The sequence below is a fragment of the Dokdonella fugitiva genome, assembly GCF_004342425.1.
In the GTDB taxonomy this organism is placed as follows: domain Bacteria; phylum Pseudomonadota; class Gammaproteobacteria; order Xanthomonadales; family Rhodanobacteraceae; genus Dokdonella_A; species Dokdonella_A fugitiva.
This window is the reverse complement of record NZ_SLWQ01000001.1, coordinates 855,863-869,459: the sequence shown is the minus strand read 5'-3', so window position 1 is coordinate 869,459 and position 13,597 is coordinate 855,863. Positions and strand designations below refer to the sequence as shown.

12 protein-coding genes and 1 tRNA gene are annotated in these 13,597 nt (G+C 68.1%); 8 read left to right on the top strand and 5 right to left on the bottom strand.

Annotation, left to right across the window (positions count from 1 at the left end; all coding sequences use genetic code 11):
* Nucleotides 1-182: 182 nt before the first annotated feature.
* Nucleotides 183-2,177, top strand: coding sequence for a S8 family serine peptidase (locus EV148_RS03690; RefSeq protein ID WP_131993582.1), 1,995 nt, complete (start codon nt 183-185; stop codon nt 2,175-2,177).
* A 48-nt stretch (nt 2,178-2,225) separates the two neighbouring features.
* Here EV148_RS03690 and EV148_RS03685 read toward each other — a convergent pair whose 3' ends face one another.
* Complete coding sequence (locus EV148_RS03685) at nt 2,226-3,725, bottom strand: hypothetical protein (RefSeq protein ID WP_131993579.1); 1,500 nt, start codon at nt 3,723-3,725, stop codon at nt 2,226-2,228.
* Between the two features lie 318 nt (nt 3,726-4,043).
* Between EV148_RS03685 and EV148_RS03680 the strand changes: the two genes are divergently transcribed.
* Nucleotides 4,044-4,119: transfer RNA gene (locus tag EV148_RS03680), tRNA-Ile, on the top strand.
* Between the two features lie 178 nt (nt 4,120-4,297).
* Nucleotides 4,298-5,524, top strand: coding sequence for a tyrosine-type recombinase/integrase (locus tag EV148_RS03675; protein WP_131993576.1), 1,227 nt, complete (start codon nt 4,298-4,300; stop codon nt 5,522-5,524).
* Nucleotides 5,525-5,666: 142 nt separating this feature from the next.
* Here EV148_RS03675 and EV148_RS03670 read toward each other — a convergent pair whose 3' ends face one another.
* Complete coding sequence (locus EV148_RS03670; protein ID WP_131993573.1) at nt 5,667-6,101, bottom strand: hypothetical protein; 435 nt, start codon at nt 6,099-6,101, stop codon at nt 5,667-5,669.
* Between the two features lie 115 nt (nt 6,102-6,216).
* Here EV148_RS03670 and EV148_RS03665 point away from each other — a divergent pair, with 115 nt between their 5' ends.
* Nucleotides 6,217-7,176, top strand: coding sequence for an SOS response-associated peptidase family protein (locus tag EV148_RS03665; protein WP_131993570.1), 960 nt, complete (start codon nt 6,217-6,219; stop codon nt 7,174-7,176).
* A 155-nt stretch (nt 7,177-7,331) separates the two neighbouring features.
* A complete protein-coding gene (locus EV148_RS03660) occupies nt 7,332-7,652 on the top strand; it encodes a hypothetical protein (protein ID WP_131993567.1) in 321 nt (106 codons plus the stop codon).
* 349 nt (nt 7,653-8,001) lie between these two features.
* On the opposite strand, the gene EV148_RS03655 is transcribed toward EV148_RS03660, so the two are convergent.
* Together EV148_RS03655 and EV148_RS03650 are read right to left on the bottom strand one after the other, a co-directional pair.
* Entirely contained in the window at nt 8,002-8,280 is a 279-nt protein-coding gene (locus tag EV148_RS03655; protein WP_131993564.1) for a hypothetical protein, read from the bottom strand.
* Between the two features lie 151 nt (nt 8,281-8,431).
* A complete protein-coding gene (locus tag EV148_RS03650; RefSeq protein ID WP_131993561.1) occupies nt 8,432-8,758 on the bottom strand; it encodes a hypothetical protein in 327 nt (108 codons plus the stop codon).
* A 686-nt stretch (nt 8,759-9,444) separates the two neighbouring features.
* On the opposite strand from EV148_RS03650, the gene EV148_RS19130 reads away from it, so the two are divergent.
* The 3 genes from EV148_RS19130 (at nt 9,445) to EV148_RS03630 (ending at nt 12,460) form a co-directional block, all read left to right on the top strand.
* Nucleotides 9,445-9,786 carry a type II toxin-antitoxin system antitoxin SocA domain-containing protein gene (locus EV148_RS19130; RefSeq protein WP_131993555.1) on the top strand — a complete coding sequence of 114 codons (342 nt, stop codon included), beginning with the start codon at nt 9,445-9,447 and terminating at the stop codon, nt 9,784-9,786.
* 987 nt (nt 9,787-10,773) lie between these two features.
* Nucleotides 10,774-11,382, top strand: a complete 609-nt coding sequence (locus EV148_RS03635) for an OmpW/AlkL family protein (RefSeq protein WP_131993552.1) — start codon at nt 10,774-10,776, stop codon at nt 11,380-11,382.
* 1 nt (nt 11,383) lies between these two features.
* A complete protein-coding gene (locus tag EV148_RS03630) occupies nt 11,384-12,460 on the top strand; it encodes an NAD(P)/FAD-dependent oxidoreductase (RefSeq protein ID WP_131993549.1) in 1,077 nt (358 codons plus the stop codon).
* A 21-nt stretch (nt 12,461-12,481) separates the two neighbouring features.
* On the opposite strand, the gene EV148_RS03625 is transcribed toward EV148_RS03630, so the two are convergent.
* The gene (locus EV148_RS03625) at nt 12,482-13,537 is read right to left on the bottom strand and encodes a hypothetical protein (protein WP_131993546.1); all 1,056 of its coding nucleotides are present in this window, start codon (nt 13,535-13,537) and stop codon (nt 12,482-12,484) included.
* Nucleotides 13,538-13,597 lie beyond the last annotated feature (60 nt).

Below are 13,597 nucleotides of genomic sequence, written 5' to 3'. Positions count from 1 at the left end.
GACGATGCCGCGGCGTACGGGCGGGATGCTTGCGCGCTGCCGCCGCGCCCGCGGTAGACTCGGGCGTTCGGCCGGGGCGGCATGCCGCGAAGCGACCGGGGTCGGAGGGGAACCCGGATCGCATGCACCGCCCTCGCCGTGTCCCCGACCTGCCGGTCGCCAAACGTTGCTGGGGAGTATCCATGAAGCGCCATCGTATTCCGTCGATCCGTCGTTCCACGCGCGGCCTCGCGCTGTGCGCGCTCGCGCTCGCCTGCAGCCAGGCGTTCGCCGCCGAGATCAGTCCCTCGCTCGCGGTCGAGGCCGACGCGGGCGGTCGCGTCGAGGCGCTGATCGTGCTGCCCGACCAGGCGACGCCGGTGCTGGCGCCGCTCGGTCCCGACGCCGACTACCTCGTGCGCCGCCGCGCCCTCGTCGATGCGCTGCGCGCGCGCGCCGACACGGAGCAGGCGGACCTGATCGCCTGGCTGCGCGAACGCGGCATCGAGCATCGCCCCTACTGGATCGCCAACCTCGTCTGGGCGCGCCTGTCGAGCGCCGACCTCGCCGAACTCGCGACGCGCCGCGACGTGGTGCGCGTGGAGCCGAATCCGCGCTTCCAGCACGCGCTGCCGGCCGACGAGCCGGAGACCGCGCAGCCACAGGCGATCGAGACGATCGAATACGGCGTCAACAAGATCAACGCTCCCGCCGTGTGGGCGCTCGGCTACACCGGCCAGGGCGTCGTGATTGCCGGCGAGGACACCGGTTACCGCTGGGACCATGCCGCGCTGAAGTCGCATTACCGCGGCTGGAACGGCACCAGCGCCGACCACAACTACAACTGGCACGACTCGATCCATGACTCGGTCGGCAACGTCTGCGGCAACGACGCGCCCGCGCCGTGCGACGACAACAGCCACGGTACGCACACCGCGGGCACGTTCGCCGGCGACGACGGCGGCAACAACCAGATCGGCGTCGCGCCCGGCGCGAAGTGGATCGGCTGCCGCAACATGGACGCGGGCGCCGGCACGCCGGCGCGCTACATCGAGTGCATGCAATGGATGCTCGCACCGACCAACCTCGCCGGGCAGAACCCCGACCCGGACCTGGCCCCGGACGTCATCAGCAACTCGTGGACCTGCCCGCCGAGCGAAGGCTGCACCACCGGCACCGAGATCAAGACCGCGGTCGACAACCTCGTCACCGGCGGCATCTTCTTCGCGGCCGCCGCCGCGAACGACGGCCCGAGCTGCAGCACGATCACCGACCCGCCGGCGATCTACGACTCCGCGTTCGTCGTCGGCGCGACCGACAGCCAGGATCGCGTCGCGTCGTTCTCGAGCCGCGGCCCGGTCAGTGGCGCATCGCGCGTCCGTCCGGATGCATCGGCCCCGGGCGTCAGCACGCGCTCGGCGACCAACGCGAGCACGACGAGCTACGGCACCAAGAGCGGCACGAGCATGGCGACGCCGCACGTCGCCGGCGCCGCCGCATTGCTGATGTCGGTCAACCCCTCGCTCAAGGGCCATCCGGACCAGGTCGCCGACCTCCTGCGCAACACCGCGGCCACCACGGGCGTGACCGATCCGTCGAACTCCGGTTGCGGCGGCCTGACCATGGCCGACCATCCGAACTACCAGGTCGGCTGGGGCCGCATCGACGTGCTCGCCGCGGCGCAGGCCGCGATGGGTTCGGACCATACGGTCACGCCGAGCGTCGCCGGTGGCCACGGCACGATCACGCCCTCGACGCCGCAGACGGTCGGTGACGGCGCGACGATCGCCTTCACGCTCGCGCCCGACGCGGACTACCACGTCGAGACGCCGATCGGCGGTACCTGCCCGGCCGGTTCGCTCGCCGGCAACGTCTACACGACCGGCGCGATCACCGCGAATTGCACCGTCATCGCCAGCTTCGCGATCGACACCTGGACCGTGAGCGCGAGCGCCGGCCCGAACGGCTCGATCGCGCCGGCGTCGCAGACGGTCGATGCAGGCACGAGCGCGACGCTGACGGTCACGCCCGACACCGGCTTCGTCGTCGCCAGCGTCGTCGGCGATACCTGCACGCTCACGCCGGGCAGTGGCGACACCTGGTCGACCAGCGCGATCCACGGCGACTGCGCGGTGAGCGCGACGTTTGCCGCCGACGGCGACGACACGATCTTCGACGACGGCTTCGACGGCCCCTGACCACCCCCGGTCGCAGGCGGCGCCGCATCGCGCGGCGCCGCCGCGGCGTCAGTTCACCGTGAACGTCACCGGCACCGCCACGCGCCGCCGGGCCAGGTCGTTGTTCGCGACGCAGACGTTCGCGTGGTACGTGCCCGGCGCGAGCGACGACGCGTCGAAGCCGACCGTGACCGGCGTGGTCGCCCCCGCCGCGGTCGAGCCGCGCGTCGTCGAGTAGGTGAGCCACGGCACGTCGTCGGGGTACGCGCACACGCCGCCGAGCCGCGCGACGGCGAACGCGGCGAGCTGGCTCTGGGTCGGGTCCGCACCGATCGCATCGACGAGGGTCAGCGCGCCGGTCGAGGGCTCGATCGCGTACATCTGCGCTTCGCCGACGCTGTTGTTGAACGCGGCGTAATAGAGCGTGCCGCTGTAATCGTCGAAGTCGAGTCCCTGCGCGAAGTTCGCGTCGAAGCCGAGCGAGGCGACGACCGCCGCGTCCCCGGTCGCCTTGTCGATCGCGACGAAATCGTCGGCGACGAGGTCGACGCCGTACATGCGGCCTTCGGCATCGACCGCGATGTCGACGACGAGCGTGCCGTTGGCCGGGTCGCCGATGCCGCCGATGCGCCCGACCAGGGTCGCGGTGGCGGTGAGCGGATCGATCGTGTAGAGGTACGAATCGATGCCGAAGCGCCCTTGCGCGTACGCGCTCGCGTACAGGGTGCCGGTCGAGGCATCCCAGGCGAGTCCGGCCCAATCGATGCCCGCGCCGGCCTCCAGCACGGCGGTGCCGATCACGTCGGTGGACCCGTCGCGCGTGTCGAGCGTGAGCAGGTGCCAGCTGTAGTGATCGATCGCGTACAGCTTCGAGAAGTCCTCGTCGGCGAATTCGCCTGCGGTCAGGACGAGGTCGCCGACGCCCGCGACCGGCGTGATCGTCTCCGGATGCGTCGCGTCGAGGCTGACCAGTGAGGACGTGCCGAAATCGATCGCGAATGCCGCGACGCCCTCCGCCTGCGGCGCCTGCGCACGCGGCGTTCGCGCCGGATGCGGCTTGCGTCGTGGCGCCGGCGCGGCGCTCGTCGCCGCGGGATCGCCGAGCGGCACCGTGTAGCGCGATGTCGCCGGGAGGTGCGCGTCGGTGCCGAACGAGGCAATGTTCCAGGTCAACGGCCGGTTGCCGACGTTGCCGATGTCGAGCGTCGCGCTCGTCGACGTGCCCGCGGCCGCGCCGACATCGAACTGCGCCGGCGTGACGACGATCTGCGGCACGCCGACGTCGAGCACGACCCCGGCACTCGCCGTGTAGGCGACCGGCGTCGTCGGCGAGAACAGGATCGCCTTGCCCGCGCCGACCGATGCGCTCTTGTACGAGTACTGCAGCGCGGCGTCGACCCCGGGCGGCGCATTGAGGCCGATCGTCGCGCTGATGCCGTCGTTGCGCGCGGGATCGCCGACGTCGGTATCGGCGTACTGGAACAGGATCGCATTGCTGCCTTCGTAGATCAGCCGTGCATGAACGGATCGCCGCGGCGCTGGAGCCCGGCGGTGACTGCGGTATGACATGGGTTCCCCTCGCTTCGATGGTGTCCACGCACGCGATGCAGGGCACACGCCCCGCGCCGCCAGCAAGCATGGCCACTGCCGGTACGACCGGCATTCGTCGCGCATGAGGAATCCGTTGCGCGGCCATCACGGGCGCGCTGCAGCGCGTTGAGCCAACGATTAGCGGCCGAGTACAGGCGTCATGCGTACGAGACACTGAGCCGGACCCCGGTGGGCGGTCCCTCGCCGCAGGCGAGCAGCCTCGGGGCCCGGGCCCGCTCGCGCCATCGTGCGGACTCGTCGCCATGCCCGCACGCGGTTAAACTCGCGGGCCATTTCGGGCCTGTAGCACAGCGGTTAGTGCAGGGGACTCATAATCCCTTGGTCCTCGGTTCGAATCCGAGCGGGCCCACCAATTACCAGTCCATCGGCGTCCGGTGTTGTCCGGTGCCGATGGATAGTCCCGCAAAAGGCCGCGATTCATGAGCCTACGCGGTCCGATAGCGTCCGGTGACATCCGACGAAGATGTGAGTAGGGTCTGTGAGTATGGCGGCCGTTACCCGGCGCGCTACTCACTCGGGGCCTACTCACCATGCTGACCGACGCGAAACTGCGAGCGCTGAAGCCGAAGACGAGTGTCTACCGCGTCGCTGATTCAAACGGCCTCTGCATCGAAGTCTCAACCGCTGGCACGCGCCTATGGCGCTATCGCTTTCGGTTCAACGGCAAGGCCAGCATGCTCGCGCTCGGCGAGTATCCGATCGTCTCGCTCGCCAAAGCCCGTAGATCGCGCGACGAAGCCCGTGCAACGCTCGCGGCGGGCGTCTCTCCCGTCGCCGCTGGTCAGGCGCGCAGGGCGACGCAGGCGGAACGCGCCAGCAACACCTTCGCAGCGGTCGGCTCCGAGTACATGGCTCAGCGCGTCAGGACGCTGACCCCGGGATCAGCGAAACGCGAGCGGCGTCTGCTCGAGCGGGATCTCGGACTGCACATCGGAAACATGCCGATCGCCGATGTGACGGCGAAGGCGCTGCTGTCGGCGCTCCGGAGGATTGAAGCTCGCGGAGCGATCGAGACAGCGCACCGTGCGCGATCACTCGCGGCCCAGGTGTTCCGCTACGCGATTGCGACCGGCCGCGCTGAACGCAATCCGGCAGCTGATCTGGTGGGGGCGCTAGCGACTCCGGAGACTCAGCACTTCGCCGCCGTCACCGAACCGAACGACGTCGCGCCGCTGCTGCGCGCGATCCACGGCTATCGCGGGACCGCCATCGTCTCTGCGGCATTGAAGCTTGCGCCGCTCGTATTCGTGCGCCCTGGCGAGCTGCGTACGATGCGATGGGCGGACGTCGACACGAAGGCCGCTGAGTGGCGATTCACCGCGAGCAAAACTAGCACGCCGCACATCGTTCCTCTCTCATCGCAGGCCATCGCCATTCTCGACGAACTACGTCCGTTCACGGCGACGAGCGAGTTCGTGTTCCCGGGTGCGCGCTCGATGCGCCGGCCAATGTCGGAGAACGCGGTCAATGCCGCGCTGCGTGGTCTCGGCTACGACGGCAACACCATGACGGGACATGGATTCCGAGCAATGGCGCGCACGATACTCGATGAGGTGCTCGGGTTCCGGCCCGACTTCATTGAGCAGCAGCTCGCGCACGCAGTGCGTGATCCGCTCGGCCGCGCGTACAACCGCACTGCGCACCTACCTGAGCGTCGCAAGATGATGCAGGCGTGGGCGGACTATCTGGACAACCTGCGCGCCGCGAACAACGTCGTCGCAATCGCGACCAAGAGAGCATCCGGCAAGAGCCGGTAATCGCCGCGACGGCGTGCTGATACACGCCGTCGCGACTTCCACCACCGTTCGAAAGGAGACGGGCGCTGGCACCTGCAGGCCAAGGGCCGAACGATCCGCATCGTCGCGGGTGATGCATACCTCGCGATTTCGGACACCGGGCTCAGCGCGTAGTCGAGATGCCAACGGCGCCATTCGCCCACGCGTCCCCGCATGGAGTGCTGCTCGACGGGGGCGGCGGCGGGTTGAGGCGCTGGAGCTTGTGTAGATCTGCGAGTTCGGGATCGACGCGATCGAACTCGCCGGCGCGCTCTCGAGGCATTTGATCACGCGGCCGCCAGCCGAGCACAAGCCATTCCCCGGGCGGCACCATTGAGCATTCGTACGGTCCGCGGTAGCAGCCCGCATTGCGCACCCAGCACGTCTCGCGCTGCGCATTGACGAGCAGCAGCTCGGACACCTCGCCGAGCAGCGGCCGGTGATGGTGCCCCTTCCCCTGAATCGCGTAGCACTCAATCACGCGCGCCGACGTCGGCAGCGAGAGAACTTTGGGCGGCGGCGAGCGCCAGCGTGTAGAGCGTCTGACCATGCGGCGCATGCTCCGATCGCTCCGTCGCACAGGATGAGAAGCCGCCGCCGTGGCGCACGGCCTTCAGCTGCCGGGAGGGCTCAGGGCGCTATGCTGGCTGCTCCTCGACTCGGACGCCGGCAGCATGTGCTATTCCGCCCAGATCTGGCAAAGCTATCAGCGCTACGTGCGCGCGTGGGGCGCCGACATCTCGATCACCGAGTTCGTCGAGCTGTACTGGCTGCGCGCGCAGAACCCGAAGATCAAGATCGCCAAGGCGATGGATGCGTCGTTCGCGGACGGCGCTGGCGAGGAGCACCAGCGCATCCGCGAGCTGGTCGGCGAGTTCAACGCGGCGCAGGAGTCGAAGCTCACGCAGGACCTCTTCGCGCAGCGCAAGCGCCTCGCCGACGCCGAGCGCATCCTGCAAACGAAGACGACGAAGAAGGCGCAGGAGGACCAGCGCATCGCGACGTCGAAGTCGGAGTGGATCCTCGGGAAGCTCGACGCGCTCCGCCGGCCGGAACTCACCGACGAGGACTCGCGCATCTTCCCCGGATGGTACGCGCCCGTGATGGTCTGGCAGGACGGCCGCCGCGTCTTGCGGCCCATGCGCTACCAGTGCCGCCCGGTCGGAGCGCCGGCGTTCTACGACACGAAGTTCCCCGGCACCTACAACGCCCGCCGCGACAACCTCGAGGGCACCTTCTGGCGGAAGCTGTTCGGGTACACGCACGGGATCATGGTCGCGAACGCGTTCTTCGAGAACGTGAGCCGGCACACGATGGAGCACCGCGAGCTCGCTGCCGGCGAGAAGGAAGAGAACGTCGTGCTCGAGTTCCGGCCGCAGCCGACGCAGGACATGCTGCTCGCGTGCGTGTGGTCGGAATGGAGGGCTGAGGGGGAGTCGCTGCTCTCGTTCGCTGCGATCACCGACGAGCCGCCACCAGAGGTTGCCGCGGCGGGTCACGACCGCTGCGTGATCCCGATCAAGCCCGAGAACGTCGACGCCTGGCTGCGTGCGGGTCCGAACGACCTCGCCGCGATGTACGCCATCCTCGACAACCGCGAGCGTCCGTACTACGAGCACCGCCTCGCGGCATAGCACCATGCCGGCAAACACCTATGGCGACCGAAACCCGTTCGCGGACGACACGCTGCAGGAACTCGGCACGCGGTGCCACGAGATCGCGAGCGAACTCCGGCAGCGATCGCAAGTGGTCGGCGGAAGAGCGCCGGGAGCTGGCCGAGCGCACGCGCATGCTCCTGCTCGCCGTTGGCCTCCGCCTGCAAAGTGCGTCGAAGCTGACGCCAAGTTCGCCCGAGCAGGCAGTCGGCATGTCTGGGGGCGACTTCGTGCGCGAGTTCGATCGTTATCGCATCGGCCTGACCCGGGACGGTGAGCGGCGCGCGCGTCACGAGGCGATCACGCGCGCCGCCAACTTCGCGCTCGGCCGCGCGGCGGCTCGATGGCTCGACGATCCGAACGTGCTGTGGAGCGCGCGCCGATCGTACATCGCAGCGCAGAGTGACGAGGGATTCGAAACCTGCCTCAGTGAGTTGGCTGCGCTTCGCGAGTGAGCGTCGCGCGTGCCGCTCGGCGCCCGACAGGGGCGCCGAGCGACACATCCTTCTTCAGGGAGGAGTGTCGTAAATGCAACCGATAAACGTCCGGTGCCCCTGCGAGTCGCTCATGTACGAGCAACTCACCCAAAGCGTATGGGTGATCGCGAGCCAGTACATATGATTTCCGGCCTGAACGTAGTCCGAGCCATTGCTGTGGTTGTTGCCTCCAGCGTGTTGGTCTGGAATGAACTCCCCGAGCGCGTTACGCGCGCTTCCCTTCTGATACTTGCATCCCGTCGAACCCAGCGTCAGCAGATTCAGCTCGAAAGTCGCGACGTCGCCATTGCCGAAAACGAAGGCCGCCTTAGGGCCGGCCCCGATCCAAGTTTAAGCTCGTGATTCCGTAGCCGTCATGATCTGGCGCTTCCAAGTAGAAGGAGAGATCCTCGAACTTGGCTTGCCAATACACGAAAGCACTTTGGGTGACCGCATCGGTCAGCACTGATCCGGCGATCGAGCGCACGTGCTGGCCACCAGAGAGGACGTCGCCTTCGACATCGACCAGGACGTCATAGACCTTCCCGGTATTCTTGTTGAAGACGTAGTACTCATATGATCCCACAACATTCGGCGACGACGTCATCGCCTGACTGTTGAACTGCGCCTGCGTTGTGCAGTTGTTGCAGTACGCAAGTTTTGCGGGGCGCGGTCGCGTGGGCGTTCCCCAGCAGCGCGAACGGAATCACGAGTGCCGCTATCCATTTGTACATGCGAATCTCCTTCGTTGACCTGATTTACGCGTTGGCTTGGCGCGGCATTGAGCGCGCAAGGAGATAGGCCAGGCCTACTCCGATGATCAGAGAAGCGACGTCACCGATCGCATACGACAGGTTGCTCGCGCGAGCCTGCGCCATGGCATTCGTCACAACATCGAGCTTGCCGGTGTAGTGGAAGGCGATCGAATAGCCGATGCCCTGCAGGGCATAGAAGGCGGCGAAGCAGAAGATCGTGAATACGATCGGCCGGGATACGCGGCGCCAGAAAGTGGCGGCCGTCATCGCAGTGAAGAGAAGCGGCAGCATCAGCACGACCATGAGCAGAACGCTTGAGTCGATGGTCATCGGAGGCCCCAAAGCCAGGCGAGTTTCCGCGCGAATTGGACGGGTAACTCACGCCGGCCTGCAAGCACAGAATCGCTAGATTGTGAGCCCCGCTACTGCCGTCCAATGCTCCGCGCGACGGGTACGCGCTGCGCCTGCGGCGGCGAACGCCGCCGCCGCTCGCTGTGAGTGCACTGGTGGTGCCCGGCGGGCGGAGGGGCGGATTCGATGGGTGCCGAAGGAAGGGGTTGCTCGCCACGCTGGCGGATAGGTGAGGTCGGGCTCGGTCTCCCTGGGTCGTCGGCTCGCCGATTGTCTACCCATCCGGGCAGGTTCGGATTGCGCGACGATGTCAGCCCTCCGAGCACGAGATGTGTCCCACTCCGAACACTGGTAAACCGTGCGGGGAGTGGATCTCCGAGCCATTGCCGTGGTCTCGGCGCGACAGCGAGGCTAGAACCTGACTGTCACCTTCTCTCGTTTGACCTCTGGCATCCCTTTCAGGCTGACTCCCGGCGCGCGGCAACGCACCGGACCGGGGTAGGGGAATTCAAAAGTTTGGTGAACATGGCACCTCGCTTCGGCATTCCCCCCGATCGAATGATCGGGAGCCGTAGGTGCAGTTAGGGTTGGTTTGCGCCTGATCAAGGGGGCTTCGGGAGGCGCGTCGCATCTTTCGCGACGCCGAGTCGGCGTCGATCACGCCGATGCAACTCCTCAAGCTGGTGTACCTGTGCCACGCCTGGACCCTCGGGCTCCTGGGCCGTCCCCTCTTGCGCGAAGAAGTCCAAGCTTGGCGCTATGGCCCTGTGTTCCCTGCGCTATATACCATGCGATCAAGGGCTTCCGAAGCTCGCCGATCACAGCAGTTCCCGATGCGCCCGAGGTCAGCCTGGACGCGGAAGAGGAGAGTGTGGTCAAGCAAGTTTGCGAAGGCTATGCCAGCTGGTCGGGCATGGATTTGTCGCGCCTCACGCAGTCGAACGGGGTCGCCTTGGCATGTCACTTGGAACGCGTGTCAGGGTAGCCCTACGGCCGCGGCGTCGTGAAGCGTCGGCAATAGTCGCGAAGGCCTGTCGCCAAGTGCATCGAGAAGTCGACGAGTCGCTCGAGCTCTGGCACTTGGAAGACACCAGGCTCGTAGTACTCGAAACGAAACTCGCGTCCGTAGCGCTCACTCAACGGGCCTAGCTCAGAGCAGATTCGACGATCAATCTCGACCTCCAGCCCAATCCTTCGACGCTTCGCTTCCTTCATGAGCGCGACTAGGTCGTGACCGATTCGACGAACCTCGCCATAGGGTTTGCCACGCGGCTAGCAGGAAAGCTTTCAAGGACAGCTCGATCGAATGGGCCGCCAGAAAGTAGGCGGGGCCGAGGAGTCTGGGTTGCTGCGCGACCTGGAAGGCTGCGTCGGCATAGTTCATCGCGAACCTATGCATGCCGGCTGGCGTCGTCATCGTTGCAACCCCTTGTGACCGGCGGATGGTGGCTCATTGGCTGGTGCGGTTTGTGAGTACGGTTGCGAGTATGACGCGATATTCGCTGGAGTAAATTGCTTACATAACAGCGCGTTGGGTAACCTTTTCGATAGCGAGCGGGCCAGCCCACCCATGGCCGCCGCTACGCGCACGGTCGAGGATTGCGGCATGCGGCCCGCCGGTTGGCGTCGCATCGGCGCAAGCGGGGCGACGCTCGGCTCGCTCGATCTGGCGAGACGGTCGCGAGTCTGTTGCTCCCGACTCAGGAGCATCGACTTGGGAAATGACATGGTCCGTACCGCCGGGATGCCGCACGGCTGAAGTTACCGGCGAGGCCGCTGGCGCGAAACCGCGACAATGATCGAGGTCGCTCGGGGTTCTCGTCTGGCCGATCACATCCGCGACGAACCATCGACGTCGCCCGTGCCCATCGCGCCCAGGCGCGCATGCGGCGCGACGTCGCACCCCCGGGCCGAGTTGACGTGCATCAAGTGCGCCACACCGCGCGCTCCGAAGATTCCGTTCACGAACCTTCCCACTCGAACGGAGCATCACGATGTTGCGCAAGCTGCCCCTCGCGATCATGTTGGCCGTCGGCGCCACGGCCGCGCACGCCGAGCAAGGCGACTGGCAGGTCAAGTTCGGCCTCCATGCGGTCGATCCGAAATCCAGCAATGGCCACCTCGCGGGTGGCACGCTCGCGGCGGATGTGGATTCTTCGTGGAGCCCGAGCGTGTCGCTCGAATACTCGGTTACGGGGAATCTCGGCATCGAGGTGCTCGCGGCGCTGCCGTTCGAGCACGACGTGAAGCTCAACGGCGCCAAGGCGGCGACGGTCAAGCAGCTGCCGCCGACGGTGTCGCTGCAGTGGCACTTCATGCCGGACGCGAAGGTGAGCCCGTTCGTCGGCATCGGCGTCAACTACACGCGCTTCTTCTCGGTCGACGAAACCGGGCCGCTCGCCGGCGCGAAGCTCGATCTCGGCGACTCGTGGGGTCTCGCGGCACACGCGGGACTCGACTTCGCGCTCGCGCCGCGCTGGTCGCTCACCGTCGACGCGCGCTGGATCGACATCGACACCGACGCCAAGGTCAACGGTGCGAAGGTCGGCTCGGTCGCGATCGACCCGCTCGTGTACGGCGTCGCGCTCGGCTACCGCTTCTGAGATGGACGGCGGCCATGACGCGCGGCCGATCGTCACCGACGCGGTGATCATCGGCGCCGGTCCGGTCGGCCTGTTCCAGGTGTTCGAGCTCGGCCTGCTCGGCCTCGGTGCCCACGTCATCGACGCGATGCCGCAGGCCGGCGGTCAGTGCGCCGAGCTCTACCCGGACAAGCCGATCTACGACATTCCCGCGCTGCCGCGCTGCGGCGCGCGCGAACTCGTCGAGCGGTTGCTGGAGCAGGCGGCTCCGTTCGCGCCCGGGTTCCACTTCGGCCATGTCGCGAGCGGTCTCGAACGCCGACCCGATGGCCGCTGGCGCGTGACCACGCACCACGGACGCGTGTTCGATGCCGGCGTCGTCGTCCTCGCCGCCGGCCTCGGCGCGTTCATGCCACGCACGCTCGACCTCGACGAGGCGCGCCGGCTCGAAGGCGTCGCGGTGCACTACAAGGTCGCCGACGTGCGCGCGTTCGCCGGGCGCGAACTCGTCGTCGCCGGCGGCGGCGACGCGGCACTCGACTGGGCGATGGAACTCGCCGGGCTCGGCGCGTCGGTCGTGCTCGTCCACCGCAGTGCGAAGTTCCGCGCCGCGCCCGCGAGCGTCGCGCGCATGCACGCGCTGTGCGACGAGGCGCGCATGCAGTTCCTCGAGGGCGACATCGTCGGCCTCGATGCCGGTGTCGAAGGCGATCGCGACGCGCTGCGCGCCGTACGCGTGCGCACGCGCAGTGGCGTCGTGCAGCGCGTCGGCGCCGACCACCTGCTCGTGTTCTGGGGCCTGCATCCCGCGCTCGGGCCGATCGCCGCCTGGGGGCTCGACCTCGAGAAGAACCAGGTCGTCGTCGACACCGCGACGTTCGGCACGGGCGTGCCCGGCGTGTATGCGGTCGGCGACATCAACACTTACCCCGGCAAGAAGAAGCTCATCCTCAGCGGCTTCCACGAGGCGGCGCTCGCCGCGTTCGCGGCCAAGGAATACTTGAGCCCCGGCCAGAAGGTGCCGCTGCAGTACACGACGACGAGCCCGGCGATGCACCGGCGGCTCGGCGTCAGTCCGGATCTCTCCGATATCGGCTGAGCACGGCGGCGCGGGCGCGCCTCAGGCGACCGCCACGCCGTCGGCTGCCGTCGCGAGGACGAAGCGCGGTTCGGCCAGGCCCAGCAGCACCGCCTGCACGTGCGCGCGATCGCGCTCGTCCGGCGTCGGCAGGCGCGCCACGCGCACGGCGCAATCGATCTTCGTGTCGAGCCACGGCTGCAGGACGCCGCGCAGCTCGAGTTGCGCAGCGATTGAGACCCCTTCGAATGTCTCGCTCGCCGGCAGCGCCGTGCCCGCGGCACGCAGCAGCACGCGCGCGTAACCGTCGGAGCGGACGACCCGCCCGTCGGGTGGGAAGCGCACGACGCGCGCCGCGGCGGCGATCGGATCGAGGCCATCCGCGATGCCGTTGGCGAGCAGGGCGAGCCGCGGATGCGCGACGAGCGCGAGCGGGCCCGCGTGCCGCAAGCCATGCCGTTCCGCGTCGGCCACGAGCTCGGCGGCGATGCCGCGCGCGCCGGCGCGCCGGCGCAGTGCACCGGTCAGGGCGACACGCGCGCCTTCGTCGCGGGCGAGCAGCACGTTCGCGCGCCAGCAGCCTTCGGCGAGCCAGCGACCGAGATTGCGCACGAAAGCGCGCGCGGGCGCGCTGTCGTAGCGCAGGCCGAGCAGGGCGAGGGTATCGGCGACGCCGGTCACGCCGAGCGTCGGGCGTGGCGCAGGGCCCGGCCCGGCCGGCGCCGGTACCGCATCGAGCGCGCGCAGGGCAAGCCCGGCGCAGTCGGCGAAACGCATGCGGTCGAAGCGTGCACCGGGCTGGCCGGGATCCTCGACGAAGCGCGCGGCGTTGACGACCGCACCCGGGTCGGCCGGCCACGGCGCCGATTCGGTGCCGGCGCTCGCGACGATGCGTTCGTCGAGCAGGATGCGCCACGACGACAGCGCCGCGAACAACGGCTGTCGCAGCGACGCGCGCGCGGCGCCGAGCGCGTCGGCGACGCGCCGCCACGTGCAGTCGACGGTCATGTCGCGCAGTTGTGCGCCGTCGCGGCGGCGAAACCACGCATCCCATGCCTCCACCGCGGCGGGGTCGATGAATGTCGTCGTGCGTTGCATGCCGGTCCTGGCGACGGAACCCGTCGCGTCGACGGGAGTATCGGCATGCGGCGCGCGCGC

Coding starts and splice junctions, on each gene's coding strand:
- EV148_RS03650 (WP_131993561.1), bottom strand. CDS start 8,758: ATGACCATCGACTCAAGCGTTCTGCTCATGGTCGTGCTGATGCTGCCG.
- EV148_RS03625 (WP_131993546.1), bottom strand. CDS start 13,537: ATGCAACGCACGACGACATTCATCGACCCCGCCGCGGTGGAGGCATGG.
- EV148_RS03660 (WP_131993567.1), top strand. CDS start 7,332: ATGCTCCTGCTCGCCGTTGGCCTCCGCCTGCAAAGTGCGTCGAAGCTG.
- EV148_RS03675 (WP_131993576.1), top strand. CDS start 4,298: ATGCTGACCGACGCGAAACTGCGAGCGCTGAAGCCGAAGACGAGTGTC.
- EV148_RS03655 (WP_131993564.1), bottom strand. CDS start 8,280: ATGACGTCGTCGCCGAATGTTGTGGGATCATATGAGTACTACGTCTTC.
- EV148_RS03685 (WP_131993579.1), bottom strand. CDS start 3,725: ATGTCATACCGCAGTCACCGCCGGGCTCCAGCGCCGCGGCGATCCGTT.
- EV148_RS03670 (WP_131993573.1), bottom strand. CDS start 6,101: ATGCGCCGCATGGTCAGACGCTCTACACGCTGGCGCTCGCCGCCGCCC.
- EV148_RS03665 (WP_131993570.1), top strand. CDS start 6,217: ATGTGCTATTCCGCCCAGATCTGGCAAAGCTATCAGCGCTACGTGCGC.
- EV148_RS03630 (WP_131993549.1), top strand. CDS start 11,384: ATGGACGGCGGCCATGACGCGCGGCCGATCGTCACCGACGCGGTGATC.
- EV148_RS03635 (WP_131993552.1), top strand. CDS start 10,774: ATGTTGCGCAAGCTGCCCCTCGCGATCATGTTGGCCGTCGGCGCCACG.
- EV148_RS19130 (WP_131993555.1), top strand. CDS start 9,445: ATGCAACTCCTCAAGCTGGTGTACCTGTGCCACGCCTGGACCCTCGGG.
- EV148_RS03690 (WP_131993582.1), top strand. CDS start 183: ATGAAGCGCCATCGTATTCCGTCGATCCGTCGTTCCACGCGCGGCCTC.